At 58.1% G+C, this 26,554-nt stretch carries 20 protein-coding genes; 10 read left to right on the top strand and 10 right to left on the bottom strand.

What is annotated here, in order from left to right; all coding sequences use genetic code 11:
- The first annotated feature begins 28 nt into the window (after nt 1-28).
- The 3 genes from OLX72_RS16950 to OLX72_RS16960 all read left to right on the top strand — a co-directional run bounded on the left by OLX72_RS16950 (nt 29) and on the right by OLX72_RS16960 (nt 4,480).
- A complete protein-coding gene (locus OLX72_RS16950) occupies nt 29-1,075 on the top strand; it encodes an ABC transporter permease (RefSeq protein WP_433989165.1) in 1,047 nt (348 codons plus the stop codon).
- A 14-nt stretch (nt 1,076-1,089) separates the two neighbouring features.
- On the top strand, nt 1,090-2,283 hold the full coding sequence (locus tag OLX72_RS16955; RefSeq protein ID WP_114870029.1) for an ABC transporter permease: 1,194 nt from the start codon (nt 1,090-1,092) through the stop codon (nt 2,281-2,283).
- Between the two features lie 112 nt (nt 2,284-2,395).
- Entirely contained in the window at nt 2,396-4,480 is a 2,085-nt protein-coding gene (locus tag OLX72_RS16960) for a dipeptide ABC transporter ATP-binding protein (protein WP_114870028.1), read from the top strand.
- Between the two features lie 83 nt (nt 4,481-4,563).
- Here OLX72_RS16960 and OLX72_RS16965 read toward each other — a convergent pair whose 3' ends face one another.
- Both OLX72_RS16965 and OLX72_RS16970 read right to left on the bottom strand, forming a co-directional pair.
- Entirely contained in the window at nt 4,564-4,989 is a 426-nt protein-coding gene (locus OLX72_RS16965) for a hypothetical protein (protein ID WP_433989166.1), read from the bottom strand.
- Nucleotides 4,990-5,181: 192 nt separating this feature from the next.
- Nucleotides 5,182-5,766 (bottom strand): lytic transglycosylase domain-containing protein, encoded by a 585-nt coding sequence (locus OLX72_RS16970; protein WP_114872230.1) that lies wholly within the window; start codon nt 5,764-5,766, stop codon nt 5,182-5,184.
- Nucleotides 5,767-5,962: 196 nt separating this feature from the next.
- On the opposite strand from OLX72_RS16970, the gene OLX72_RS16975 reads away from it, so the two are divergent.
- Nucleotides 5,963-6,469, top strand: coding sequence for a single-stranded DNA-binding protein (locus OLX72_RS16975; protein ID WP_114870026.1), 507 nt, complete (start codon nt 5,963-5,965; stop codon nt 6,467-6,469).
- A 43-nt stretch (nt 6,470-6,512) separates the two neighbouring features.
- On the opposite strand, the gene aroB is transcribed toward OLX72_RS16975, so the two are convergent.
- A complete protein-coding gene (gene aroB, locus OLX72_RS16980; RefSeq protein WP_433989167.1) occupies nt 6,513-7,637 on the bottom strand; it encodes a 3-dehydroquinate synthase in 1,125 nt (374 codons plus the stop codon).
- On the bottom strand, nt 7,634-8,227 hold the full coding sequence (locus OLX72_RS16985) for a shikimate kinase (RefSeq protein ID WP_433989168.1): 594 nt from the start codon (nt 8,225-8,227) through the stop codon (nt 7,634-7,636). The genes aroB and OLX72_RS16985 overlap by 4 nt, the downstream gene beginning before the upstream one ends.
- A 93-nt stretch (nt 8,228-8,320) precedes the next feature.
- Between OLX72_RS16985 and OLX72_RS16990 the strand changes: the two genes are divergently transcribed.
- From OLX72_RS16990 to OLX72_RS17005, 4 genes are all read left to right on the top strand, one after another.
- The gene (locus OLX72_RS16990; protein WP_205389219.1) at nt 8,321-8,470 is read left to right on the top strand and encodes a hypothetical protein; all 150 of its coding nucleotides are present in this window, start codon (nt 8,321-8,323) and stop codon (nt 8,468-8,470) included.
- The gene (locus OLX72_RS16995) at nt 8,460-9,995 is read left to right on the top strand and encodes a hypothetical protein (RefSeq protein WP_433989169.1); all 1,536 of its coding nucleotides are present in this window, start codon (nt 8,460-8,462) and stop codon (nt 9,993-9,995) included. Before OLX72_RS16990 ends, OLX72_RS16995 begins: the two co-directional genes overlap by 11 nt.
- A gap of 1 nt (nt 9,996) precedes the next feature.
- Nucleotides 9,997-10,959 carry a tyrosine recombinase gene (locus tag OLX72_RS17000; RefSeq protein ID WP_433989170.1) on the top strand — a complete coding sequence of 321 codons (963 nt, stop codon included), beginning with the start codon at nt 9,997-9,999 and terminating at the stop codon, nt 10,957-10,959.
- 149 nt (nt 10,960-11,108) lie between these two features.
- On the top strand, nt 11,109-12,413 hold the full coding sequence (locus tag OLX72_RS17005) for an HlyC/CorC family transporter (protein ID WP_114872229.1): 1,305 nt from the start codon (nt 11,109-11,111) through the stop codon (nt 12,411-12,413).
- 119 nt (nt 12,414-12,532) lie between these two features.
- On the opposite strand, the gene OLX72_RS17010 is transcribed toward OLX72_RS17005, so the two are convergent.
- Nucleotides 12,533-14,953, bottom strand: a complete 2,421-nt coding sequence (locus tag OLX72_RS17010) for a GcvT family protein (protein ID WP_114870021.1) — start codon at nt 14,951-14,953, stop codon at nt 12,533-12,535.
- A gap of 370 nt (nt 14,954-15,323) precedes the next feature.
- On the bottom strand, nt 15,324-16,616 hold the full coding sequence (locus tag OLX72_RS17015) for a DUF2254 domain-containing protein (protein WP_254684753.1): 1,293 nt from the start codon (nt 16,614-16,616) through the stop codon (nt 15,324-15,326).
- 134 nt (nt 16,617-16,750) lie between these two features.
- On the opposite strand from OLX72_RS17015, the gene OLX72_RS17020 reads away from it, so the two are divergent.
- Complete coding sequence (locus OLX72_RS17020) at nt 16,751-19,168, top strand: GcvT family protein (protein ID WP_114870020.1); 2,418 nt, start codon at nt 16,751-16,753, stop codon at nt 19,166-19,168.
- Between the two features lie 48 nt (nt 19,169-19,216).
- Nucleotides 19,217-19,813, top strand: a complete 597-nt coding sequence (locus OLX72_RS17025; protein WP_433989171.1) for a nucleotidyltransferase family protein — start codon at nt 19,217-19,219, stop codon at nt 19,811-19,813.
- Nucleotides 19,814-19,915: 102 nt separating this feature from the next.
- Here the strand turns inward: OLX72_RS17025 and OLX72_RS17030 are convergent, their stop codons facing one another.
- From OLX72_RS17030 to OLX72_RS17045, 4 genes are all read right to left on the bottom strand, one after another.
- On the bottom strand, nt 19,916-21,820 hold the full coding sequence (locus OLX72_RS17030; RefSeq protein ID WP_433989172.1) for a Hint domain-containing protein: 1,905 nt from the start codon (nt 21,818-21,820) through the stop codon (nt 19,916-19,918).
- Between the two features lie 717 nt (nt 21,821-22,537).
- A complete protein-coding gene (locus OLX72_RS17035) occupies nt 22,538-24,550 on the bottom strand; it encodes a hypothetical protein (protein ID WP_114870016.1) in 2,013 nt (670 codons plus the stop codon).
- Nucleotides 24,547-25,518 (bottom strand): hypothetical protein, encoded by a 972-nt coding sequence (locus tag OLX72_RS17040; protein ID WP_114870015.1) that lies wholly within the window; start codon nt 25,516-25,518, stop codon nt 24,547-24,549. The genes OLX72_RS17035 and OLX72_RS17040 overlap by 4 nt, the downstream gene beginning before the upstream one ends.
- Before the next feature lie 2 nt (nt 25,519-25,520).
- A complete protein-coding gene (locus OLX72_RS17045; protein ID WP_433989173.1) occupies nt 25,521-26,504 on the bottom strand; it encodes a glycosyltransferase family 2 protein in 984 nt (327 codons plus the stop codon).
- Between the last annotated feature and the right edge of the window lie 50 nt (nt 26,505-26,554).

A 26,554-nucleotide genomic window follows, 5' to 3' on the forward strand; every position in this document is an offset into this window, starting at 1 on the left:
CCGCCTCAGCCTACCAACAGGGGCTCTCATGGGACTGTTCATCTTACGGCGTTTAGGCGTGATGATAATCACGGCGCTCTGCCTGACTTTCATCGTCTTCTTTCTGACCAATCTGTATCCGAACCTTGAAAAACTGGCCAAGACCCAAGGCAACTTCCGCATGTCGGACGAAGCCGTGGCAAGCTGGCTGGGCAATCGCGGGTATCTGGATTCCACACCAAGCAAATTCGGCCAATGGCTGGGTGTCGTGCCCGGCTGGACGCACACAACAGAGGACGGTGTCGAAACCGGCCGCTGCTTTGGCAGCGATGTTCCGGCTGACGACAGGGCGACCTTTTGCGGCATCCTGCAAGGGGACTGGGGATATTCCACAGTGTTCAAGGACGATGTCTCGACAATCATTGCAACGCGGCTGGGGTTGACCGGCAAGCTGATGTTCTGGGTCATGGTCCTGATGGTGCCATCTGCCCTGTTACTTGGCGTGCTGGCCGGGATGCGCGAGGGATCAAAAACCGACAGGACCCTGTCGACCTTTGCGATCACAACCACCGCGACCCCGGAATATGTATCAGGTGTTATCTTTATCGCGGTCTTTGCCTCTTCTGCTGTTGGATTGAAGTGGTTCAAGGGCACCGCGACATCGGCGATGGAAAGCGCGAATTTCGAAAACTTCTTTCTGCCGGTGCTGACCATTTCGCTTTACGGAATGGGATATATCGCACGGATGACCCGCGCATCGATGACCGAAGTGATGACAGCGCAATACATCCGCACGGCGCGGCTGAAAGGCGTCTCGTTCCCCAACATCGTGATGAAACACGCCTTGCGCAACGCGCTGATCGCACCGTTCACGGTGATCATGTTGCAGTTTCCGTGGTTGCTGAACGGCGTGGTCATCGTTGAAACCCTGTTCAACTACAAGGGTTTCGGCTGGGTGCTGGTGCAAGCTGCCGGTAACAACGATATCGAACTGCTTCTTGCGGTCTCGGTGGTCTCGGTCGTGGTGGTTCTGGTGACGCAGCTGATATCGGATATCGGCTATGTCTATCTGAACCCACGCATCCGAATTTCTTAAGGGGGGCCGAGATTATGGATCCACTATCCTGGGGCGAGATTATCATCCGCATCCTCTATCAGTTCACACCGGTCTGGATTTCGCTGGCGGTTCTGTATTCACTGTCGATGGCCTACAAGCGCAAGCTGGGGCTTTATGGCAAACTTTATGACAGCCCGATCGGCATGATCGGCTTTGGACTGGTGATGTTCTGGGTGTTCACCGGCATTTACGGGTCGCTTGACCTGATCATCACCCATGATCCGCTGAACCAGGTGTCCGGCATGAAGAACAAGGTGCCCGGCACACCGCTGGCCGGCGCAAGCGAGGGCGAATATGCCTATTATCTGCTGGGTGGTGACAATCTGGCGCGCGATGTGTTCAGCCGGATGGTCAAAGGCGCATGGGTTGTGGTGCAGATCGCACCGCTGGCCACAATGTTTGCCTTTATGGTCGGTATCACACTGGGTCTGCCGGCGGGGTATTATGGCGGGCGTCTGGACACGGTCCTGTCGTTCCTTGCCAACCTGATCCTCGCCTTTCCGGTTATCCTGCTGTTCTATCTTCTGGTCACACCCGAGATCGTGGACACCGGCATCCCGAACTTCATGGCGGTTTTCCTGTTTATCTTCCCGCTGGTCTTTGTCGGTATCCTGCTGAATTCGCGCTATTACACGCAGCCGAATTTCCGCACACCGCTGTTGATCGGGGTTCTGGGGGCGATGGCGTGGGTTTACCTATCGCTGATTTCCGAGGTCGGATCGATCATCTATGTCCTGCCCGGATTTCTGGACCTGTTTGACGTGCCCGGCGGCATCCTTGTGGTGTTCGTATCGGTGGTGTTCGTGAACTCGCCCACCGTGTTCCGGATCGTGCGCGGTCTGGCGATGGATATCAAAACCCGCGATTATGTGGCTGCGGCCCAGACCCGTGGCGAAGGTCCGTGGTACATCATGCTGTGGGAAATCCTGCCCAACGCCCGCGGGCCGCTGATCGTCGATTTCTGTCTGCGCATCGGCTATACCACGATCCTTTTGGGCACATTGGGCTTTTTCGGCCTTGGCCTGCCACCGGAAAGCCCGGACTGGGGCAGCACGATCAACGAAGGGCGCAAGCTGTTGTCGATCTATCTGCACCCTGCCCTGCCGCCGGCGCTTGCGCTGCTGAGCATGGTGCTGGGCCTGAACCTGCTGGCGGACGGCCTGCGGGAAGAAAGCCTGAAGGACTAGATATAAAGCGCGGGACCGGGGGCCAGCCCCCGGACCCCCGGGATATTTTTGAACAAAAGAAGATCAGGGCGCTGACCGCATGATCTCAACTCTCCAACAGGAGGACTGCCAGATGGCAAAAACACAATATGACGGGCCCATTCTGGAGATCGACAAGCTGTCGATTTCATTCTTTACCCGCTTGCGCGAAATTCCCGCCGTGATGGATTTTTCCGTCAATGTGCGCCCTGGCGAGGCGGTGGGGCTTGTCGGGGAATCGGGCTGTGGCAAATCCACCGTTGCGCTTGGGGTGATGCAGGATCTGGGCAAGAACGGCCGGGTCGTCGGCGGATCGATCAAGTTCAAGGGGCGCGATCTGGGCGCGATGAGCGACGAGGAATTGCGCGATATCCGCGGATCTGAGATTGCGATGATCTATCAGGAGCCGATGGCGTCGCTGAACCCGGCGATGAAAATCAGTAAACAGCTGATGGAAGTGCCGATGATCCATCAGGGCATGAACGAAAAAGACGCCTATGACCGGGCGCTGCAGGTGGTCACGGATGTGAAACTGCCTGATCCCGCGCGGATCCTGAATTCGTTTCCGCACCAGCTGTCTGGTGGTCAGCAGCAGCGTATCGTGATCGCGATGGCGCTGATGTCGGAACCGTCCTTGCTGATCCTGGATGAACCGACCACCGCGCTTGACGTGACGGTCGAGGCGGCGGTTGTCGAACTGGTCAAGGATCTGGGCAAGAAGTACGGCACTTCGATGCTGTTCATCAGCCATAACCTGGGGCTGGTTCTGGAAACCTGTGACCGGATTTGCGTGATGTATTCGGGCGAAGCCGTGGAACGGGGCAGCATCGAAGATGTGTTCGACAAGATGCAGCATCCTTATACTCAGGCGCTGTTCCGTTCGATCCCGCTGCCGGGGGCCGACAAGAACAGCCGTCCGCTTGTGGCCATTCCGGGCAACTTTCCCCTGCCCCATGAACGGCCACAGGGCTGCAACTTTGGCCCGCGCTGCGATTATTTCGAGGCCGGGCGCTGTGATCAGGGGCAGATCATGATGGAGGATGTGCCGGGCAACGAGCGGCACGCCTCGCGCTGTGTGAAGTTCAAGGAGATCGACTGGAACGCGCCGATGGAGCTGGCCGAGAAGAAGGAAAAAGGCGAAATCGGTCAGGTCGTTCTGAAGATGGACAACCTCAAGAAGTATTATGAGGTGGCGGCAAGCGCCCTGTTTGGCGGTGGCGAGAAGAAAGTGGTCAAGGCGAACGAAACGCTGAGTTTCGAAGCGCGCGAATCCGAAACGCTGGCAATCGTGGGGGAATCCGGGTGCGGAAAGTCGACCTTTGCCAAGGTTCTGATGGGATTGGAAACGGCCACCGAAGGCCAGATTCTGCTGGATAACCGCAACATCGAACAAACCCCGATCGAACAGCGCGATACCAAAACCGTTGCCGACATCCAGATGGTGTTTCAAAACCCGTTTGACACATTGAACCCGTCAATGACGGTGGGACGCCAGATTATCCGGGCGCTGGAAATTTTTGGCTACGGAAACAGCGAGGCCGAGCGCAAGCAACGCATGCTGGAACTTCTGGATCTGGTGAAACTGCCCCGCGCTTTTGCCGAACGGATGCCGCGCCAGTTGTCAGGCGGCCAGAAACAGCGTGTCGGGATTGCGCGCGCCTTTTCGGGCGGTGCGCGGATCGTGGTGGCGGACGAACCGGTTTCGGCGCTTGATGTGTCGGTTCAGGCAGCGGTGACCGATCTGTTGATGGAAATCCAGCGGGAAGAAAAAACCACTCTGCTGTTCATCAGCCATGACCTGTCGATTGTGCGTTATCTCAGCGACCGGGTCATGGTGATGTATCTGGGGCACGTAGTGGAACTGGGCACCACCGATCAGGTTTTCAGCCCGCCCTATCATCCCTACACAGAAGCGTTGCTGTCGGCGGTGCCGATTGCCGACACCAAGGTCAAGAAAAAGCATATCGTGCTTGAGGGTGATATTCCTTCGGCGATGAACCCGCCGACAGGTTGCCCGTTCCAGACGCGCTGTCGTTGGAAATCGCAGGTGCCGGGGAACCTGTGCGAAAAGGAAGTGCCGCCGGTCCGAGTTCTGGCGGGCAACCATCAGGTCAAATGCCACTTGAGCGACGAAAAATTCGCCGAAATGGAACCGGTTATCGAGATTGCCGCAGAATAACCCGTGGCCTGGTTTTGAAACCAAAAGGGCGGCCCCCTGTGGGACCGCCCTTCTTGCTGAATGTCTGAACGTGTCCCGACGGATCAGACAAACAGCGAAGCGATGACGGCGATGCAGTAGGTCATCGAAAAGAAGAAAAAGCCCGGTTTTGTTTGGCGCATGAGCAGCGAAACCAGCAACATCGGCAGGGTCAGAACCACACCGGTGGATCCGATAAGGCCAAAGGACGCGGCCAGTGCCGTGCCTGGCCCCCAGGGTGATCCGGCCTGAACTGCACCCAGATTAAGAATGGCGACCAGCAGACCGATGGCAAGGCCCACACCGCTGGGCACAAAGTACTGTCCGCTGGCGGCGCCATCCTTGGCACGCAGCTTGGCAGCACGCGGGTTTTTCGCGTAGGCAGTGACTGCATGGCTTTTGCCGCGCATGGGCGTGCGTTGCGCCTTCATGCGTTCTGCATTGGCCTGATTGATCCGGTTGATCCGATCATGAAATTCTGTCGAGGCCATCGTGGTTGCTCCGCTTGGTGTTGATGTCTTGAATACAGGTTTGGCGGATAAAAATGGCTGCAATGGGGCCGGGATTTGGAATGGTTAAGGTATCGGCAGACGCGCCTGCCGCAATCTGAACACAGCCAGAGCGTGCAATCATTGTTCAAGACACTGTTTTGCGGAAAGGTTGGAAACAATCCGGGACTGGCGCTAGCTGCCCCAGATGATTTTCACGTAATCGCGGGTTTCTTTATAGGGTGGAACACCGCCGTGCTTTTTGACGGCCTCCGGACCTGCATTATAGGCTGCAAGGGCCAGACGCCACGATCCGAATTCGCGATATTGTTCAAAAAGATAACGCGCACCGCCATCGAGGTTTTCGTAGGGGTCTGACGGATCAACGCGCAACATGCGCGCGGTTTGGGGCATCAACTGGGCCAGTCCGAACGCACCTTTGTGCGATTTCGCGCGCGGATTCCAGTTGCTTTCCTGCTGAACCAGTCGCACGAAAAGGTCTTCGGGCACATTGTTGCGCCGCGCCGCATCGCGCGCCATTGTCAGGTATTTGCCCTTGTACTTTCCGTCATAGCCCAGCGTGCCCCATTTGGTCGGGGTGTTGACCGTAGGGGGCTGAAGACGGACCGAATTGTTGTATTGCTTGGACGCACGCGAATCGAGGATTCTAGTTTGCGAACTGAACAGGGCTGCGCGGTTCTTGGACGAAAAAACATCCGCCCCTGCCGCGGTTCCACCCACCATGGCCATGATCAAACAGGCCGATACTTGTCTGCGCATACGGTTTTTCCCAGCACCAATCCCTGCGCGCACTATAGCGGTTTTATCGGCTTTCGCCAGTCCGGGCGCGCATGTCGGCATATTGTCGTCGTTAACCGTGTTTAAACCAAGTTGCAGGAAGTGTAACGTCGCCAGAGAAACGGCGTGACAGATTCGAAACGTCATGCGCAACAAGACCTAGCGGGGGCAAAACGACATGGCCGGATCGGTTAACAAAGTCATTCTTATCGGCAATCTGGGGCGTGATCCCGAAGTACGCACATTCCAGAACGGCGGCAAGGTGTGCAACCTGCGCATCGCTACATCCGAGACCTGGAAAGACAAGAATACCGGAGAGCGCAAAGAACGGACCGAATGGCATTCGGTGGCGATTTTTAACGAAGGTCTGGTGCGTATTGCCGAACAATACCTGAAAAAAGGGTCCAAGGTTTATATCGAAGGCCAGTTGCAGACCCGCAAGTGGCAGGACCAGTCCGGTCAGGACAAATATTCAACCGAAGTTGTGTTGCAAGGCTTTGGCGGTACGTTGACGATGCTGGATGGCCGCGACGGCGGCGGTGGTGGCGGATCGTCTTATGGCGGTGGCCAGGGCGGCGGATACGACAGTGGTTCGCAAGACAGCGGCTATGGCGGCGGGTCACAGGGTGGATCACAAGGCGGTGGATCATCCTCGCGCGATCTGGACGACGAAATCCCGTTTTAAGAGGTGGAACAATGGCGCGGTGCGGGGTGACGTGCCGCTGCCGTCAAGACATCTGGGCGCGCAGGGCCAGCGCGTCGGTCAATACATCCAGAACTGTTGATGCCGGCACATCGCCGGTGACAAAAGCCTGACCGATGCCGCGCGCCAGAACAAACCGTAACTGGCCATCCACCACTTTCTTGTCCTGCCCCATCAATTCCAGCAAGGTGGCGGCATCCGGCAGGTCGCCCGCGATGTCGGCCAGATCGGTTTTCATGCCCATGCTGCGCAAATGGGCGCGCACGCGGCTTGGGTCTTCTTGCGAACACAGCCCCAGACGGGCAGACAATTCAAAGGCCAGCGCGCAGCCGATAGCAACGCCTTCACCATGCAGCAGGCGGTTGCCGTATCCGGTTGCGGCCTCAAGCGCGTGACAGAATGTGTGCCCAAGGTTCAGCAAGGCGCGATCGCCCTGTTCGGTTTCATCGCGAACGACAATATCCGCCTTCATCTGTACGGAATGGCGCACGGCCTCGATGCGGGTGGCCTGATCACCGGCGCTTAAGGCCGCACCGTTCCGTTCCAGCCATTCAAAAAATGCCGCATCGCCCAGTAATCCGTATTTGACCACCTCGCCATAACCCGCCAGAAAATCGCGGGCGTGCAGCGTACCCAGAATATCAATGTCAGCCAGAACCATGCTGGGCTGATGAAATGCGCCGATCAGGTTCTTGCCCTGGGTCGCGTTGATACCGGTTTTGCCACCGACCGAACTGTCAACCTGGGCCAGAAGCGATGTCGGCATCTGCACAAACCGCACGCCGCGGCGCAAGATCGCGGCGGCAAACCCGGCCAGATCACCTATCACCCCGCCGCCAAACGCCACCACAACATCGGATCTTTCCACCTTTTGATCCAGCAGCCAGTCAACGCTTTGGGTTAGATGCGCCCAGCTTTTGGTGCTTTCGCCGGCGGGCAGTGTCAGCGCGACCATGTCGATCCCTTCGGCAGAAAGACCGGCGCGCAACCGTTCCAGATGCAGGGCCGCCACGTTTTCATCGGTCAGAACCGCGACGCGCGGGCGGCGCAATAACGGGGCCACATATGTGCCTGCACGATCCACAAGTCCGGGGCCGATCACCACGTCATAGGCCCGCCCGGGCAAGGGAACAGATACGGTAACTGTCATTTCGAACGCTCCAGTACGTCGGGTCGGTGCAACAACGCGTCGATCACGCGATCCACCATATCATCGATGGAAAACTTCTTGTCGGCCTGCACCATCAGGTCGGCCTGCCGGTAAATCGGCACACGCGCTTCATACAATTCGGTCAGTTTTCCCAGCGGATCAGGCGTGCGCAGCAACGGGCGCGTATCCTTGTGGCGCACCCGCGACCAAAGCAGATCAAGGTTCGCGTTCAACCACACGGAAACGCCCTGTTGTGAAATCTGCTGGCGGTTCTGTGGTGCCAGAAACGCGCCGCCCCCGGTCGACAGGATTCCCGGTGTTTCCGTCAGCAGGCGCGCGATAACCTGGCTTTCCTTGGCGCGAAAAAAACCTTCGCCGTCGCGTTCGAAAATTTCCGGTATCGTGCGCGCGGCGGCAAGTTCTATTTCGTGATCGCTGTCCAGAAACGGCACATCAAGCCGTGCGGCCAATGCGCGCCCCACGGCCGTTTTCCCGGCCCCCATCATGCCAACCAGAACAACGGTCTTGTGCAGGTGATAATTGGTGTCCGGTTGGCTTTTATCCGACATATTTTGCTTAATTCCGCTCATTATGTTGTGAATGACGTGATCTTGGCAAAAAGGCCATATATAAGTTTAACAGGCAGGCAAAGACCGCGGTCAAACCGCAGAATCGAGGGTGACATGGTACGTTTTTTGAAATTTCTGGTGTACCTGTGTTTTTTCGGATTTCTTGGAATTGTCGGATATGCATATATCGGGCCGTTTTTTGGGGCCGATTTCTCAGCGCCGCAAACCGAGATGCGGGAACCGGTGATTCTGAATGCGGATTAAAGGCCGGTGCGCCGGAATTGTTCTTGGATTTACCCTGATCGGCGCGCAAGCAGGCGCGCAACAGCCACTGTCAGCCATTGAATGGTTGAACAAAAACCCGCCTTCAACGGCGGCGGCGTTGCCGGCTGAACCACCGATTGCACAAAGCGCGGCACAGCCGGAAATTTCCGTGGCCCCGCTGGAAGGGTCAGCCAACCGCGCCATTGGTCTGGTGCCCGCATCGGTGACGGGATTGCCGCCCACATTGTGGAACAACAGCGAGACGCGGGTTCTGATACGGCTGATTTCCGATCTTCCGGTCGAGGAATTGCCAGCCATGCAGTCGCTTTTGTACAAACTGTTGCTGGCCGAGGCGGATCAGGATCCCGATGCGCCCGCCACGCAAACCCTGCTGCTGGCGCGGATTGACAAGCTGGTCGAACTGGGTGCGCTGGATGCGGCACAGGCGCTGATCGAACAGGTCGGGCCGGAACGGTCCAAGGCGCTGTTCGGGCGCTGGTTTGATGTCACCCTGCTGACCGGGGACGAAGATCGTGCCTGTGCCGTGATGAACCGCGCGCCGCATCTGGCGCCGGGTTACGGGGCGCGGGTGTTTTGCGCTGTGCGTGCAGGCGATTGGCAGAACGCGGCGCTTATGCTGGACACTGCGCATGCCCTGTCGCTGATCGATCCGCATTCCGAGGCGCTGCTGGAACGGTTCGTAGAACTCGAAGCGTTTGAGGATGCGCCACCTTTAACCTTAAGCGGCCCGGTCACGCCTTTGGTCTTTCGGCTTCATGAAGCAATCGGAGAACCGCTGAACGCGGCATCCCTGCCCCGCACCTTTGCCAGCGCCGATCTGCGCGAGGTCGCGGGATGGAAGGCGCAACTGGAAGCCGCCGAACGGCTAAGCCGAAGCGGCGCGCTGCCCGCCAACCGGTTGCTGGGCATCTACACCGCCCGTCTACCTGCCGCGTCGGGCGGGATCTGGGACCGGGTTGAGGCGCTGCAACGGTTCGATACAGCGTTGAACAGCAAAAGCCCGACAGCCGTGGCCAAAACACTACCGCCCGCATGGCAGGCCATGCAATCGGCGGGTCTGGAGGTGTCCTTTGCCCAGCTGTTTGCCACCGATCTGGCAGAGATACCCCTGACCGGACAAGCCAGAGAACTGGCCTATGAAATTGCATTGCTGTCACCCGATTATGAACGCGCAGCGCAATTGTATAGTCCGCGCAGCGACCGGATGTCGTTTCTGACCGGTCTGGCCAAGGGCGATCTGACAGGGTTTCGCCCACCCAATCCGACTGCGGCGGCGATCGCGGATGCGTTCGGCCCTGATCCTGCCCCGCAAAACCTTGTTGATCTGGCGGCAGCGGGCCAGCTGGGCGAAGCGATCCTGCGCGCCATGCGGTTGTTTGATGACGGATCGCGCGGTGATCTTAACAGTCTGACGCAATCCCTTGCGGCCTTGCGCGCCTTTGGGCTGGAAGACGCCGCACGTCGCGCCAGCCTGCAACTTTTGCTGCGCTCGCCCGAGGCCTGAAATGCGCCCGACGGACGATTATCACTGGATATCGACATTTTTGGAAGCGCAGGCCGCCGAGTTGGGGGCCGCCATGAATACATTACTGGCCTACGGGCGCGATCTGAAGGATTGCGCGGCATGGCTTGATCAGCACGGCAGCGATTTTGGCAAGGCGTCCCGGGAGGATATCGAAGCCTATCTGATCGCATGTGATGCGCAGGGCCTGTCCCGGGCAACCCGCGCACGGCGGCTGTCTGCGATCAAACAGATTTACCGCTTTGCCTTTGAAGAAAGCTGGCGAACAGACAATCCGGCGATCCAGATCAAGGGGCCGGGCCGTGCGCAGCGCCTGCCCAAAACGCTGGATATCCCCGAGGTTGACGGCCTGCTGGCCGCGGCCCGCACCGTTGGCCGCAGCCCTGCTGACAGGTTGCGCAACACCTGCCTGATGGAACTGCTTTATGCGACTGGCATGCGCGTGAGTGAGCTTGTCGCGCTGCAGGTCAGCGCAGCGCGGGGAGATCCGCGCATGTTGCTGGTTTTAGGTAAGGGCGGCAAGGAACGCATGGTTCCCTTGTCCCCGCCGGCCCGTGACGCGCTGGCGGCATGGCTGGCCGAATGGGATCGCCAGCGAGAAACCGAAAGGGCCAGGGGCATCCCGCCGCCGCGCCATCTGTTTCCGTCGCGCGGCAAATCAGGCCACCTGACGCGACACAGGTTCTATCTGCTGATCAAGGAACTGGCTGTTGCCGGTGGGGTCGCGCCCGACAAGGTAACACCCCATACTTTGCGCCATGCCTTTGCCACCCATCTTCTGGCCAACGGTGCGGATTTGCGGGTGATCCAGACATTGCTGGGGCATGCGGATGTGGCGACAACGGAAATTTACACGCACGTTCTGGATGAACGCCTGAGCGAACTGGTTCTGGAGCATCATCCGCTGACCAAGACTGGTGCCCGCAAACCGACCGAAGACACCTGAACGATATGCGTTGTGCGCTGCCGCAGACATGATCATGCGCGCGCCCTGTGCCCGAAACACCGGTATTGGCGATCTATGGCAAACGCTCTCTTGATTGAACCGCACGCTGTGCCCATAACCCTCTTTCAGAAAGAAGGATGAATTTCGAAATGGACACTCCTGCATCGGCTTTGGATAGTGCGTTCTGGATCACAACGGGGGTGATCCTGTTTCTGCTTGTCCTGTCCGGATTTTTTTCGGGGTCGGAAACGGCTTTGACGGCAGCGTCGCGCGGGAAATTGCGCGCTCAGGCCGACAAGGGCAACAAGGGGGCGCGTCGCGCGCTGGATATCACCGAAGACAACGAACGCCTGATCGGGTCGGTGTTGCTGGGCAACAATCTGGTGAACATTCTTGCAGCGTCACTGGCCACTGTTATTTTCACACGCGCCTTTGGCGAAAGCGGTGTGGCCCTGGCGACGCTGGTGATGACCCTGCTGGTTCTGATCTTTGCGGAAGTGTTGCCCAAGACCTATGCGATCACAAATGCGGAACGCGCCGCGGCATTGGTATCGCCGCTTATTCAGGTGGTGATCTGGGTTTTTTCGCCGATTGTCGCGGTGGTGCGCCTGTTCGTGCGCGGTGTGCTGCGCCTGTTTGGCGTCCAGATCGATCCTGATCGCAACATTCTGGCCGTGCGCGAGGAAATCGCCGGTGCGCTTCAACTGGGCCATTCCGAAGGGGTTGTCGAAAAAGAAGACCGGGATCGCATTCTGGGGGCGCTGGATCTTGCCGAACGCATGGTGGAAGAGATCATGTTGCACCGCTCGGGCATCGAAATGATTGATGCCACCCATGCGCCCGAACAGATCCTGAACCAGTGTCTGGAAAGCAACCACACCCGCCTGCCGGTGTTTCAGGGCGATCAGGAAAACATCATCGGCGTCGTGCACGCCAAGGATCTGCTGCGCGCGATGCACAAACTGGTGCGGGGCAAACCGGGCGCAGACGGTCTGAAGGATTTCAAAATTCAGGACGTGGCAATGCCGCCCTATTTTGTGCCCGAAACCACAACGCTGGACGACCAGATGCGCCAGTTTCTGCGCATGCGCACCCATTTCGCGCTGGTGGTGGATGAATACGGCTCGCTGCAGGGCCTGATCACGCTGGAAGATATTCTGGAAGAAATCGTGGGTGAAATCACCGACGAATTCGACCCCGATGCCGAACATCCGATCCGCAAGATGGACAATGGTACCTTTACCGTGGACGGGGCCATGACGATTCGCGATCTGAACCGCGCCACCGACTGGACCCTGCCCGATGACGAGGCCAACACGGTGGCCGGGCTTGTCATTCACGAAGCCCAGATGATCCCCAGCGTCGGACAGGTATTTTCGTTCCATGGCTTCCGGTTCGAAGTGACCGCGCGCGATGGCAATCGCATATCCAAACTTAAGATACGTGCGCTCTGATCACGCGCCTCTCGGCGCGTGCGGCGGAGTGCTGGGTTTCAAGTATTTTTGAAAAGATGAAGGCGGGTGCTGTGCTTCATCTTTTCTTCAATACTTATTCCACCCTCGCCTGCCCGCGCCTAAGCGCGCAGTTTTTCGCCTTTGGGGTCAAAGGGCGGCTCGTGCAGGATTGTCGCCTTGTGCGGTTTTCCCAGAACCATCACCTCGACACTGTCGCCAGCTTGCGCCCCGTTGACATAGCCAAGCGCCAGCGATTGCCCGACCGTATAGCCATAGGTGCCCGATGTTACGCGCCCGATCCCCTTGCCGTTCTTGAAAATGGGCTCCCCACCCGTGGCATCGGCGTTGGAGGCATCGGTTTCGCCGCTATCCAGAGCCAGCAGAACCAGATGTTCGCGCGCCTCTTTTTGCAGGTTGGCGGCCACCGCGTCCTTGTTGAGAAAATCCTTGTCCAGCTTGCATAACCGGTCCAGGCCAACTTCCTGTGGCCAGTACTCGGGTGAATATTCACGCGACCAGCTGCCATAGCCTTTTTCGACCCGCAAGCTCATCAGTGCGCGCCCGCCTACGGGGCCTGCGCCGACGGCTTTGCCAGCCTCGATCAGGGCAGTGTAAAGCCGTTCCTGATCCTGCGCCGCGCAGTGCAACTCCCATCCCAGATCGCCGGTAAAAGACACGCGCAGGGCCAGCACTTCAACCCCGGCAAGTTCGATCCGCTTTGAGCGCATGAACGGAAAATCCTGGGTCGCGAGCGAGGCATTGGTCAGCCGCTGCAACATTGCGCGGCTTTGCGGGCCGGCCACGTTGAATCCGCACATCGCTTCTGTCCGGCTTTCGAATGTGGTGCCTTCGGGCAAGGGGACTTCCTTGAAGAAGCGCGAATGGTAGCGTTCGGCGATGCCTGAGCCGATGACCCAGAATTCGTCTTCGGCAAGGCGCGTCACGGTGAAATCACCTGCAATGCCGCCCCGTTTGCCAATCAGCGGCGTCAGGCACGACCGCCCGACAGCTTTGGGCATGTTATTGGCAAAGACCGCGTTCAGCCAGCTTTCGGCGTCCGGACCCTTGCAGATATATTTGGCAAAGTTCGAAATATCGATGATGCCTGCGCGGTCACGCAGCATTTTGCATTCCGCACCCACCGGTTCCCACCAGTTCTGGCGGGTAAAACCGTTGGTGTCTTTCACACCTGGTGCATCGGCAAACCACAGCGGGTGTTCCCAACCATAGTTCAGCCCGAACACCGCGCCCATGTCCTTTTGCATCTGGTAGATCGGGCGGGTGCGGCACGGGCGGCCTGCGCTGCGTTCTTCGTTGGGGAAATGGATGGCAAAGCGGTTGGCGTATTGATCGCCCACCTTGGCCTTGGTGAATTCCTTGCCTGCCCAAAGACCAAAACGCGCCATGTCCCAGGCGAACATATCGTATTTCATTTCGCCTTCGATGATCCATTGCGCAACCATCAGGCCCATGCCGCCCGACTGGCTGAAGCCCGGAATGATGCCGTTGCAGCAGAAATAGCCTTGCAGTTCGGGCACCGGCCCAAGGATCACGTTGCTGTCGGGCGACCAGATCATCGGACCGTTGATCACCCGCTTGACGCCGGCGCTGCCCACAGCGGGCACACGATCGATCGCGCGCATCATGTTGTCTTCGATCCGTTCCAGATCGTCGGGAAACAGATCATGGGCGAAATCCAGCGGGGTGCCGTTTTCGGCCCAGAATTTCAGGTTCTTTTCATAGGCGCCGACCAGCAGCCCCTTGCCTTCCTGACGCAGGTAATATTCGCCGTCGCGGTCGGCCACTGATGGCAGACGGCGGTCCAGCGCGGCGATTTCATCGATAGTTTCGGTCACGAAATACTGGTGTTCCGTAGGTTGCAGGGGCAATTCGATCCCGGCAAGCGCCGCCACTTCGCGCCCCCACAGGCCCGCCGCGTTGATCACCCATTCGGTGCGAATATTTCCTTTGGGCGTTTCCACGATCCATGTGCCATCTGGCTGCGGCGTGGTGGCCGTGACCGGCGTGAACCGCATGATTTCCGCGCCATTCTGGCGCGCGCCGGCTGCATAGGCGTTGGTCACGCCGCTGGGGTCCACATTGCCGCCATCGGGTTCCCACATGATACAGCGGATGCCGTCAAAGTTTACCAGCGGGTGCAGGCGTTCGGCCTCGTCACGGGTCACTTCGTGAAAATTCATGCCATAAAGCTTGGCCTTGGCCGCCTGCAGGCGCAATTGATGTTCGCGGGCTTCGGTCTGGGCCAGATACAGGCTTCCGGGTTGGAACACGCCGCAGCTTTGGCCGGTTTCTTCCTCAAGCGCGTTGTATAGGTTCATCGTGTAGTGCTGGATGCGGCTGATATTAGTGCTGTCGTGCAATCCGTGAATGTTTGCCGCTGCGTGCCATGTGCTGCCGCTGGTCAACTCGTCGCGTTCCAGCAGAACAACATCCGACCAGCCCAGTTTGGTCAGGTGGTACAGGATCGAGCAGCCGATCACGCCGCCTCCGATCACTACGGCTTGGGCATGGGTGCGCATCTGGCGTTGTCCTTTGTTGATGACGTGCTGACGGGCAACCTGACGCCCATTACGGCGTTCCGGTTGCCCTTTCCCGACATATCGGGTCGCAGTGATACAAACTGTGGGGGAAATTACACGCGCTCAGGCGTGCCAGGATGGATTGTCGTCACAAACGCGACCTGTACTAATGAATCATCGGCCTGCCCACCAGCGCCGCGCCGACTAATGCAGCCAGCGCGGCCCAGGATGCGGCCAACCCCTCACCCTTTACCACACTATCACGCCGCATCCTCTTGATTTGAGTGTAGCATCAATCAGCGATTGCCTACATTGATCAAGATTAATGCTGCGACGACATATTCGCCGGTCAAGCCATTTCGGGGCGGTATCAGCCAGCCTGATCCAGAACTGTCCGGCACGTGCTGGATGTCAGGCGTGTCCGGTCATCTTCGAAGGCCAGGGTCTCTTGCGCGCGGCGATAGGCCAGAGCGGCCATGTCGGCGGCGGCGGTGCGAATGCCCGGTTCCGCATGTTCGATCAAACCGGTCAGCGTGTGTTGCAACCTTTGCTGCACTTCAATGTTGTTTGCCCCGTCGCGCGCAAGTGCGCCAAACGCGTCTTCCAGCAGATCTGCCGGATCCATCGGTCTGGACCAAAGAAACGGGTGACGGATGGTTTCGTCACTGTCATATGCGCTTTTGCAAACCATCAGGATACGCCCCAGACGCGTGATGATATCGATCGCGGTGCCGGGATCGTTCACACCGGGCGACAGCGCCTTTGAGGCAATCTCACCCATCGCCAGCAGACCGAACCGCGGGTCCTGATCATAGGATCGCTGGTCGCCGATCGTAATGTGATCCAGCAGGGTCTTGTCGAAATCGGTGGTGTCGCTGTCTGTTTCGCTTGTCCCGCTGACATGGGCCAGAATATCGCCGCGAAACACAAAGCTGCCCACGGCGCGCACCAGATAGACGTTCATGCCCGTCTTTTCCGCCGCTTCGTTCAGCGCTTCGGGATAGATATGACGGATATACCCGGTTTCCGTGGCCAGAACATCGCGTGCAGCTTCCGAGATCACGGTATTCCTGGTCAGCGGGTTGGCGCCGAGACAGGGCATTTCTCGTCGGTCTTCCAGCAGGGCGCGGGTCTGGCTTTCAAGATCGCGGCTGGTATCCAACAGGCTGCCAAGGGTCTGCAAATGCAGGGTCCAGCGGATCAGATAAATCACGATCAGCAGCAACACCAGAACGGTCACACCAAACAGAACAACGCCGTGTTCGTCGGAATACACGCCCAGTTCCTGCATGATGATGGCCGTTAGCGCATAGACATAGGCGCCGATGAAGACGGCCAGCGTGTTTTGCGTTGTCGTGTCTTCCATGATCAGGCTGTGCACCCGCGGTGTCCATTGCGAGGCGGACGAGCGATAGACAGACACCATCACGGTCAGCGCAAATGTTGTGACCGCCAGCATTGCGTTTGCAATGATATCAAGCAGGCGGTCTGCCGATATCTCGTGCAGATAAACAGAAAACCGCGCGGGAATGACAGGATTGAACAACTGGGTTAGACCCAGTGATGCAATCGCCAACAGGCCCATCAGCACCACGCGCACCCACAGTTTGCGGGTGAATTGGCGCAGTTTTCGCAGGGCGGTTGCGGGCAGGCTTGTGATCAATCCGGTCAGAACAGAACGCTTTCTTCAGGGCCAGGCCCGTGATTAAAAAATGCACGACAGGCGGTGTCGCATTCGGACGTTCCGCCGGGGTTTTCACATGGCTATATTGCGCCGAAACCTAAAGGAATTCCAATATGAAAACCACCTCTCGTGTTGTTGTCATTGGCGGCGGAGTCGTCGGTGCGTCTGTTCTTTATCATCTCACAAAGCTCGGGTGGTCCGATGTGATGCTGCTGGAACGTTCCGAACTGACATCGGGGTCCACTTGGCATGCGGCGGGCGGGTTTCACACGCTGAACGGTGATACGAACATGGCGGCCCTGCAGGGGTATACGATCCGTCTTTACAAGGAACTGGAAGAAATCACCGGCATGTCCTGCGGGTTGCACCATGTGGGCGGCATCACACTGGCCGAAGATCAGGACCGGTTCGATATGCTGGTCGCAGAGCGGGCCAAGCACCGTTTCATGGGGCTGGAAACCGAAATCGTCACCCCGGAAGAGATCAAGAAGATCGCGCCCGTCACCAATATCGACGGCATTGTCGGCGGATTATTCGATCCGCTGGACGGGCATCTTGATCCGTCGGGCACCACCCACGCCTATGCCAAGGCCGCGCGCATGGGTGGCGCAACGATTGAAACCCATTGCATGGTGCGCGAAACCAACCAGCGCGCTGACGGCACATGGGATGTTGTGACCGACAAGGGCACGATCCACACCGAACATCTGGTCAACGCCGGTGGCCTCTGGGCGCGTGAAGTGGGCGCGATGGCGGGTCTTTATTTTCCGCTGCACCCGATGGAACATCAATATCTGGTGACAGAAGATGTTCCCATGATCGTCGAGATGATGAAGGACGGGGTGGAACATCCCCACGTCATGGACCCTGCCGGAGAAAGCTATCTGCGCCAAGAGGGCAAGGGGCTGTGCATCGGGTTTTACGAACAGAAATGTCGCCCATGGGCGGTTGAGGGAACGCCTTGGAGTTTCGGGCAGGACCTTCTGCAAGACGATTTTGACAAGATTGAAGACAGCATCGCCTTTGCCTACAAGCGCTTTCCCGATCTGGAACGCGCGGGCGTCAAGACTGTCATCCACGGTCCCTTCACCTTTGCGCCGGATGGAAACCCGCTGGTCGGCCCGGTGCCCGGCGTACGCAATTACTGGGCGGCCTGCGGCGTTATGGCGGGCTTTTCCCAGGGCGGCGGTGTCGGACTGATGCTGGCGCAATGGATGGTCGAGGGCGAAACAGAACGCGATACGTTCGCAATGGACGTTGCCCGGTTCGGAGACTGGATTTCTCCGGGCTATACGCTGCCCAAGGTCATCGAAAACTATCAGAAACGGTTCAGTGTCGCCTACCCGAACGAAGAACTGCCCGCCGCACGGCCCAACCGCACAACGCCGATGTATGACATATTCACCGAAATGGGCGCAGTCTGGGGCCAGCAATACGGGCTGGAAGTTGCGAACTATTTCGCGCAGGGCGATGAACCGGTTTATGAAACACCATCCTTCCGCCGCTCGGATGCGTTTGAGGCCACGGCGCGCGAGGTGAACGCGGTGCGCAGCGGTGTGGGTATCAACGAGCTGCACAATTTTGGCAAATATCTGGTCAAAGGCGCCGGAGCGCGTGCATGGCTTGACCGGATCATGGCGGGCCGTGTGCCGCAACCGGGCCGCCTGTCGCTGACCCCGATGCTGTCGCCCAAGGGCAAGCTGATCGGCGATTTCACCATGTCCTGTCTGGCCGAGGATGAATTCCAACTGACCGCGTCTTACGGATCACAGGCGTTCCACTATCGCTGGTTCCTGCAAAACCTTGATGAAGGTGTCAGCGTCGAAAACATCAGCGACAGGCGCAACGGTTTCCAGATCGCGGGGCCGAACGCGGCCAAGGTTCTGGCCGCCTGCACCCGCAGCGATATTTCGGATATGAAATTCCTGGATGTGCGCAAAATGACCGTCGGCATGACTGACTGCATCGTGCAGCGGGTCAGCTATACCGGTGATCTGGGGTTTGAGATTTACTGCGACCCGATGGGCCAGCGCGCGCTCTGGAATGTGCTGTGGGCTGCGGGGCAGGATCACGCCATGGTGCCATTCGGGATGCGTGCGATGATGTCGCTGCGACTGGACAAGTTCTTTGGCAGCTGGCTGTCCGAATTTTCGCCCGATTACACTGCCGCCGAAACCGGGCTGGACCGGTTCATCAGTTTCAAGAAAAACACTGATTTCATCGGCCGCGCCGCCGCCGAGGCGGAAAAAGCCAGCGGCCCCGCCCGCCAGCTTTGCGCCTTTGAGGTGGATGCCGACGATGCCGATGTGAATGCCTATGAACCGATCTGGCTGGACGGGTCGGTTCAGGGGTTCTGCACCTCGGGCGGATATTCGCATTATGCAGGCAAATCCATTGCGCTGGGCTTTGTCCCGACAGACCGTGTGGCCGAAGGCTTGGCTGTCGAGATCGAGATACTGGGCCAGATGCGCCCTGCCCGTCTGATCACCGAACCGCTGTTTGATGCTGACGGCGCGCGCATGCGCGGCTAGAACATTGTCAGGGCTGGCGCAACGGCCCGACGCCACCAAAGGCAGGACATGACAGTTCGGGTATTACTGCTGGCCGCTGGGCAGTCTTCGCGCATGGGCGGGGCTGACAAATTGCTGATGGATGTGGATGGGCAACCCTGTCTGCGGACACTCGCACTGCGGGCATACGCGGCGGGCCTGCCTGTCACTGTCACCGTTCCCGCGCCCGATCATCCGCGCGCCAGGGTGCTGGTCGATCTGGATGTTGATGTACTCGCGGTTCCCGAAGCGAATCTTGGGATGGGCCATTCGATTGGCGCAGGTGTCGCATCCCTGCCCCACGGCAGTTCTGCGGCGATGGTTGTGCCTGCGGATATGCCCGAATTATGCAGCGAAGATTTCACGGCACTGGCAGAGGCCCACGAACGGAACCCCATGGCGATCCTGCGCGCGCGTGACGCAAACGGGCGGCACGGCCATCCGGTGGTGTTTCCGTCCGATCTGTTGGGCGATCTGCAACGCCTGTCGGGCGATCGTGGGGCCGCCGGCATCGTTCAGGCCCATCAGGGGCGGTGCATCTTTATCGATCTGCCCGGCCAGCGCGCCACAACCGATCTGGATACGCCAAGTGACTGGGCAGACTGGCGGAAATCGAAAAAAACCTGACCGCCAAAAACAAAGAAACGGAACAGTAGACTGCTCCGTTTCCTGCGCCTGTCAGGCTCTCCCGACAGGCTGGCTGCATAAGCCGTTGACGGTTTTAACCGCCTATTTCGTGAGGATACGGGCCTCGTGCTTTTTCAGAGACCGGCGCGCGGACACATAGCCGTCAAGCCCCTTACGGGTTTTCAGTTCAGGGAAAAGTTCGATTATTTCATTGCGTTGCGCGTTTCCGATGCCCTGCAGTGAATAATCACCGGGCTGAAAGCTTTCCGTCCATGATCCGTTGGACAGGATCACTTCGTGTTGGGCAAACATCATGTGGATATAGCTGGTCTGCGTCACGTTCACCACATCGACCCCCTTCAATCCGGTCAGGTGCTTGGCCGCAACCAGCACTTCGCGTTCTTCGAAATACAGCGCTGTCTTGTCACTGGCCACCAGAACGCGGTGGTTTGGGCTGACCATTGTATCATGTTCGGGCAACCCGTTGCCAAGGGCGCCGGCCTTGATCATGACCGGTTTCAGGTGCGGCTTGCGCAGCAGTTCGGTGCCCAGAACGCCCCTTTGGCCCAACCACTGAATTTCCTGAATTCCGTTGTCGCGAGTGATTACGCGGTCGCCCGCCTTAAGTGTTTCGACAAGCCGTTCGCCCTTGGGCGTTGCGATCAGCGTTCCGGGCGTAAAACAGATTACATCTTCGATCACGTTTTCGATGTTGGTAAATTGCAGCGATCCGGTTTCGTTGCCATTGGCATCCAGAAACCGGACGATGCCGTTTTCAGGGTTGGTGTCGTATTCCACCACGGCGCGCCCGCCGGGGTTGTTCGCCTCGCCCGCGCCGGTCAAATCCAGTGTATCGAAATCATCCAGCACATTGCCCGATGATGTGCTTTCCCCGCCATCGATAATGTCACCTGCGGTCGCCCCGAGAAACGTGTCGCGGTCCGCGCCGCCAGCCATTGCGTCCGCTCCGGCGCCACCATTGATCGTGTCGTTGCCAATATCGCCGGAAATGATATCGGTGCCGTCGCCGCCGTTCAGCGTGTCATCGCCCGACCCGCCCGAAATGGTATCGTCTCCGTCACCCCCAAAGACCGTGTCGTTTCCGGTGCCGGCGAATATCGTATCATCGCCCTGTTCGCCGCGCACGATATCGTTGCCGGCGCCGGCCACGATGATATCGTCGTTTGGCCCTTGCCCCGGCAGGATCGCGTCATTGGCATCGACACGGTCGCCTTCGGGGTCGCCGGTGTAGGCCAGATCGATGACATCATCGCCATCAGTGCCCGACACTATGCCGTTGCCCTGAGGCGGGGTTGTGCCGGAATTGATTGTGTCAATGTTGTAGACGGCAACAAAATCGATCGATCCGTCAAAGAACTGATTGTACTGGCCGTCGTCGGATTCACGGGCGCCGAATGTAAACACTTCGTCATCATTATCGCCAATGTCCAGCGTCAAGCCGGTGGTCGCCGCTTCGATCGTCTGTGTCGTGCCTTTGGTCAGGTTTTCGACCTGCAGAACAACACCCTTGGTGTCATCCCACGCATAAGTTGCCTTGACCGTATCGCCTTCGTCAAAGAAACCCGCGTCGGTCTTGAGCAGCACATCTTCGCCATCGGCGCAGTGCATCACCTCGACACGGCCGTCGCGCGTGACACGCATCTGGAAATAACCTTCGGTGGCGCGATCGGCATATTCGCCGCGGTTGACCAGCGTATCGGGCGAGGATCCGATATGGCAATCCTGCGTGAATTGCAGCGCAATCGTGCCCTTGGCCAGATCGAACGGTGTGTCGTTCCCTGCCGAAACGGTTTCGCCGTCGACATCAAAATAGTCGCCGTAGCCATCGGTTTTCAACTGCCCGCCGGATGCCCGTGCGCCGCCTTCGAATTTGCCATTTTGCGCGATGCCATCGGCAAGACCGGTGTCTTTGCCTGCGTCCGGTTTCAGAAAGTCCCAAAAGCCGATCAGATGGGCCGCATTGGGATCCTCGTTACTCACCACCATCGTTACCTCCTACCCGTACCCCAAGGTACGCACCCGCCACATGGCGGGAACCAAAACGCGCCACCGTTTCGTTCGGCAATCATGCCAAACGCAACGTGTTTGCACGTTGTCCGCATCTTGAGGAGAGATGTCGTGGTCGCAGGCTGACGCCCTTGCCATGACACACCAACAGCAACATGCTGTCAGGCGCACTCGTTAATCACTTGTTACAAACGCAACACAGCGACCACGCACCTCCCGCACCTAAAAGATGCGTTCTCGTGCGGCCGCCCCCGTGGCCTACAAACATTACCCCCCAGTTGGGCACGTTCAGTCTTATCTGTCTGCCTCGGTGCGACAAAGGAAAAAATGGCAAAACGGCAGCAAAATTATGATTTGCGCGACACGTTAAGCGAGTATTTCGAAAAATCACTTTGTCTCAAATTGTTTATTGTTTCCCGATATGCAGCGTGCGATCCACAAGCTTTGTTTGGAAACGGTTAAAACGGGCCATTCCTTGAAGTCGCGCAGAAATCGGTTTCAAAGATTGTTTCGATATCCGTGATAGTTCGATCGTGGCGGAAATATGGCAGCTTCAAGATGCAATCGCGTCTGGTTTGTTCTGAATGTCGCCCAACATGCACCAATGGGGCGGATTTTCGCCGACTGGTTCTTGATGTCATAATTCAAATTCGAATCGGCGTTGGTTTTGCGCGGGGCGCAACGCGCCATAGGCGGCTAGCCGGTGGCGGCCCTGCTTTCGATGCGTTCGATCTGGTTCCCGAACCGCTTGTAAGTCGGGCACAGATCCTGCGCCTTGAGTAATGTTTGATGCGCCGCATCCAACTGGCCGTTGCGCATCAGGATACGCCCGGCTTCACCTTGAATTGCCGCCGTACCATGATCCAGCTCTGCCGCACGCAGGATGAGATCCTGCCCCTGTTCCGCCGCGTTGTGACGCTCCAGAAACCGACCGAGTGTATACAGCAGATAAGGGTTGTCGGTCTGCTGGGCCAGTGCCTCGGTCAGCGCCATACGCGCGCCGGCGATGTCATGGCTGGCCTCAAGCATATCGGCCTGCCGTTTGAAATACAGCGGATGATCCGGCGTTTTGGCCAGCGCCGCATCGTTGCGCGCCATGCAATCGGCAACCGGTGCGCCCATCCAGAAATCGATCAATGCCAACACGCTTTGCCGTTCGGGCGCATCCGCTTCAAACGAAGACGCAGCTTCTACCGAGCGTTTCAATGTCTCAAGCCGGGGGCGGCTGCCCTGCAACTGGCGGCCCTTCTGATCCAACACAAAATCGGCCCAGTCCAGCAGGACCATATCAAAATTGCACGGACGGCGGCGGATGATCTTCCACTGCACAAGATACAGGTTGTTGAACGGGATAAACCACGGCTGGCGCGAAAACTTCAGCAAGTCCCAATCAATCGGCGGGAACAGGCGTTTGGGCAATTGCTTGCGATAGACCATACGCGATCCAAGCACCACAACATCGGGGCGCATCGGTTTGGCCCAGAACGCGCGTGAAAAATGCTGACCTGCCGCCCAGCGTTGTTTGCGTGCGCCATGTGTGGCCCCCAGCAATGCCGACAGAACCGCGAAATCCTCGGGCCACAGATGCGGGTTTTGCAGACCAGCGCGCGCCACCTGCATCGCATCGGGCCACTTGCCCAGATAAAAATGGTTCAACGCCAGATAGATCGGCAGAAACGCATTGTCCGCCCCCGCATCGACCAGCGATTGCACCAGATCACAGGCCTCTTGCGAGCGGTCGTTGGCATTCAGATATTGTTCAAGCTTTGAATAAAGATGCGCCGCTTCGGACAGGTTCAGAAACGCAGCTGCCCCCCGGTTGGCGCGGGCCAGCAGGTTTTCATTGGCCTGTGTAATGTCGTCTTCGTCCAGAACATCGCGGAACACCAGCCGCTGACGCCCAGACAGGCGCGCCGCAGCCGAGGAAAAGGCAGAAATGATCGGGGCGACAATCTGGTCCGCGCGTGACATGGCGAACAGTTCCAGAAAATCCCTTTGTGACCGTGTCAGGCCAGACAGATCGGCAATGTCTGACATCTGTTTCAGCCACGGATATCTTTTGCAGAACGATGCGATGATTTCCGGCTGGTCGGAAAACATGATGGCCGGCTGGCCCGCGTGTTTTTCCAGATGACGTTCATATAATTCTTCGGGTTCGATCTTGGCGGGCCATGTCGAATGTTTCCACGGCAACCCGTTCAGAATATCTCCGCGCCGTATGTGATAGGCTGATGATCCCTTGCCCACCAATGCGGCCTCGATCTGGCGCATATGCTGTTCGATAACCGGGATAAAGGCGATCTTGTCGATGAAACCGCTGTATCGGGTGCGGATTTCTTCGGGGTTTTCCCAGGGAAAGGCGAAGACTTCGAACCCTTCTTCGACAATCACTGCGCGCCCTGCCCCAAGATGTGCGTTCAGACGCGTCGCATCGGCATCGTCCGCAAAGGCCGCCAGTGGCAATGCATTCTGTTCGGTTTCATCAAACGCATCTGCCGACAAAAAATGAGTTTCCATCCATGCCGGATCAAACAATTCTGACGGACTATCCAGTTCCGGCGCGTCGACCCCTTTCGGGAACCAGTTCACGCGGTATTCGGTCTTGAAGTCTTCGGACAGGCGGATGCAGGTCAGCATCATCAGTAATCGCGCGCCCAGCCGATCCTTGCGCTGGCCGATGAACACTCCGCGTTGGCGGGCCGGTGTCACGGTTGCGCGCTTTCGGCAACATCGGCCGGTTCTTCTGCCTGTTGCTCTTTTTCTGCCCGGCGTAGTTTGCGGAACCGTGCGCGCGCCGGCCCAAGTAACGCCTCGTGCCCTTTGGCCTCGGCCCGTTCACCAAGCCCGCGCATGTACCAGGGCAAAGACCGGCGCGCACGAAACATCCTGTAAAACGTCTGTTCGTCCAGCGTTCCGTCAATTCCGCCCAGCATGACGGGTTTCAGCAAATCGATCTTGCGCAGCATCGGGGCGGCAAAATGGTTGGAAAACCAGCTTTTCAAAAGGATCACGTTCGGCCCTGTCAGACGGTGCGCATGGGTTCTGTCGGGATCAAAAAAATGATCATAGATTACGTAGGCCTTTCCAATATCCGAAACCGATTGCGCGGCGTCACCGTAAGGCAGATCCCAATCCTGTACCTGCCCGAACTTGTAGCGTTCTTCCCATGGCACCAGACGCGCATCCAGCGTGGATTGCGGGTTGAACGCGATCACGTTGGCGTTGGGTGCAAGGGGGGCGAACACCAGCGCCCCGAATGCGCCCATTGACGAGCCGGTGAACACGACCTTGTCGAATTTGCTGAAAAACCCTTCGGCGGCGCGGGCTTCCATATAATCTATGATTTCGCGGTCGCGGTACCATGCCTTGGTGCGGGCAAAGATACCCATATGGGAATAGCCCTGATCGCGGAAAAATTTCCACCCCCACGGCTCGCGCGCGAACGACCGGTCATTCACATTGGCTATGTTATCGAAACTGACCATCAGAACCTGCGGGCCACGATCATGAAATGTAACCGCATGGCGCGCCATCTTGTGCATGAATCCGATGCCGTCCCCGCCGGGATAAAGATCGACAAACCATGGCGGCGGCGGATCGTTAAGTATGCGTTCGTATCCGGTTTTGCGATCCGGATGATCTGGCTTCTGTTCGGCTTTGGAAAGAAATTCGGCCATGGCTAAACGACGTTTTCATAAAGCCAGGTGCGAAATTCCGTCCAGTCGGGGCGGGCCTTCAGTTCTGCAACCTTGTCGCGGTGCCAGTCGCACGCCGTGCTGTGCAGCGTACCAAGCATTTTGTCCTGCAACAATTCCTGTCGCGCGGGCTCTGCCCGTTCGCTTTGCGGCAGGATCGAAACATCGGCGGCCTTGTTGACGTTCATGTCGCGCCAGTAGCTTTCGGCCTGATCGACGTTCACATGATTGGTGCGGCCACGATCACGTTTGATCAGGAAACTGTCGACTGCGCGCACCGAATAATGGTGCAACCGGCCAAAGCTATGATCAAAGCTTTTCCACGCGCGCCACCCGACCGAAGCGGCCGGAAAAAGGTTTCCACCGGCATCTGACCACGCGACCTGATCTTCCTTGCCTTCTTCCATCCCTTTTGGTCTGTGCGGGCCAAAACGGGTAAATTTGCCGTTGTTGCGAAACAGGGTCTTCAACCCCGAGGCACGGCCGGAATGATACGGGAAATCAATATCGGCCAGGGTAAAGCGCTGTGTCACCAGCAAATCTTCGAATGTCAGATTGCCGGACGACCCGAACAGTTTCCACGCAAATGAAATCGCATCGACAGGCTGGCCCGCTTTAGCCTCGACCGCGTCGACCAGTTCGGGAAAGGTGCCGTTTCCGATCCGGATGTTCCAGAATTCATCGACATCCAGACACATCAGCCAGTCGGCCTCTTTTACCTTTGGATGGCGTCGGGCGCGGCGCAGCATCTGATGCTGCGGGTTGCCGCCTTCCTTGACGGCGTTGGGCACGTGGCTGGCTATTCCCAATTCTTCAAGCCGCGCCGCGATGGCATCGGTTCCGTCTTCGCAATCATTGGTGAAAATCACAAAGTGACCCGCGCCCAGTGCCCGGTGAAAGGCAACCCACTCAAGAATATAGGGGCCTTCGTTCTTCATCGTGGTAAAAATGACGATCTTGTCGTCCATCGCTCGTGCCCGCTTTCTTTTTTCCAGCACGCTAACAGCCACGAGCGATC

The organism is Sulfitobacter sp. TBRI5 (genome assembly GCF_051013555.1).
GTDB lineage: Bacteria > Pseudomonadota > Alphaproteobacteria > Rhodobacterales > Rhodobacteraceae > JL08.

Coding starts and splice junctions, on each gene's coding strand:
- OLX72_RS16950 (WP_433989165.1), top strand. CDS start 29: ATGGGACTGTTCATCTTACGGCGTTTAGGCGTGATGATAATCACGGCG.
- OLX72_RS16955 (WP_114870029.1), top strand. CDS start 1,090: ATGGATCCACTATCCTGGGGCGAGATTATCATCCGCATCCTCTATCAG.
- OLX72_RS16960 (WP_114870028.1), top strand. CDS start 2,396: ATGGCAAAAACACAATATGACGGGCCCATTCTGGAGATCGACAAGCTG.
- OLX72_RS16965 (WP_433989166.1), bottom strand. CDS start 4,989: ATGGCCTCGACAGAATTTCATGATCGGATCAACCGGATCAATCAGGCC.
- OLX72_RS16970 (WP_114872230.1), bottom strand. CDS start 5,766: ATGCGCAGACAAGTATCGGCCTGTTTGATCATGGCCATGGTGGGTGGA.
- OLX72_RS16975 (WP_114870026.1), top strand. CDS start 5,963: ATGGCCGGATCGGTTAACAAAGTCATTCTTATCGGCAATCTGGGGCGT.
- aroB (WP_433989167.1), bottom strand. CDS start 7,637: ATGACAGTTACCGTATCTGTTCCCTTGCCCGGGCGGGCCTATGACGTG.
- OLX72_RS16985 (WP_433989168.1), bottom strand. CDS start 8,227: ATGAGCGGAATTAAGCAAAATATGTCGGATAAAAGCCAACCGGACACC.
- OLX72_RS16990 (WP_205389219.1), top strand. CDS start 8,321: ATGGTACGTTTTTTGAAATTTCTGGTGTACCTGTGTTTTTTCGGATTT.
- OLX72_RS16995 (WP_433989169.1), top strand. CDS start 8,460: ATGCGGATTAAAGGCCGGTGCGCCGGAATTGTTCTTGGATTTACCCTG.
- OLX72_RS17000 (WP_433989170.1), top strand. CDS start 9,997: ATGCGCCCGACGGACGATTATCACTGGATATCGACATTTTTGGAAGCG.
- OLX72_RS17005 (WP_114872229.1), top strand. CDS start 11,109: ATGGACACTCCTGCATCGGCTTTGGATAGTGCGTTCTGGATCACAACG.
- OLX72_RS17010 (WP_114870021.1), bottom strand. CDS start 14,953: ATGCGCACCCATGCCCAAGCCGTAGTGATCGGAGGCGGCGTGATCGGC.
- OLX72_RS17020 (WP_114870020.1), top strand. CDS start 16,751: ATGAAAACCACCTCTCGTGTTGTTGTCATTGGCGGCGGAGTCGTCGGT.
- OLX72_RS17025 (WP_433989171.1), top strand. CDS start 19,217: ATGACAGTTCGGGTATTACTGCTGGCCGCTGGGCAGTCTTCGCGCATG.
- OLX72_RS17030 (WP_433989172.1), bottom strand. CDS start 21,820: ATGGTGGTGAGTAACGAGGATCCCAATGCGGCCCATCTGATCGGCTTT.
- OLX72_RS17040 (WP_114870015.1), bottom strand. CDS start 25,518: ATGGCCGAATTTCTTTCCAAAGCCGAACAGAAGCCAGATCATCCGGAT.
- OLX72_RS17045 (WP_433989173.1), bottom strand. CDS start 26,504: ATGGACGACAAGATCGTCATTTTTACCACGATGAAGAACGAAGGCCCC.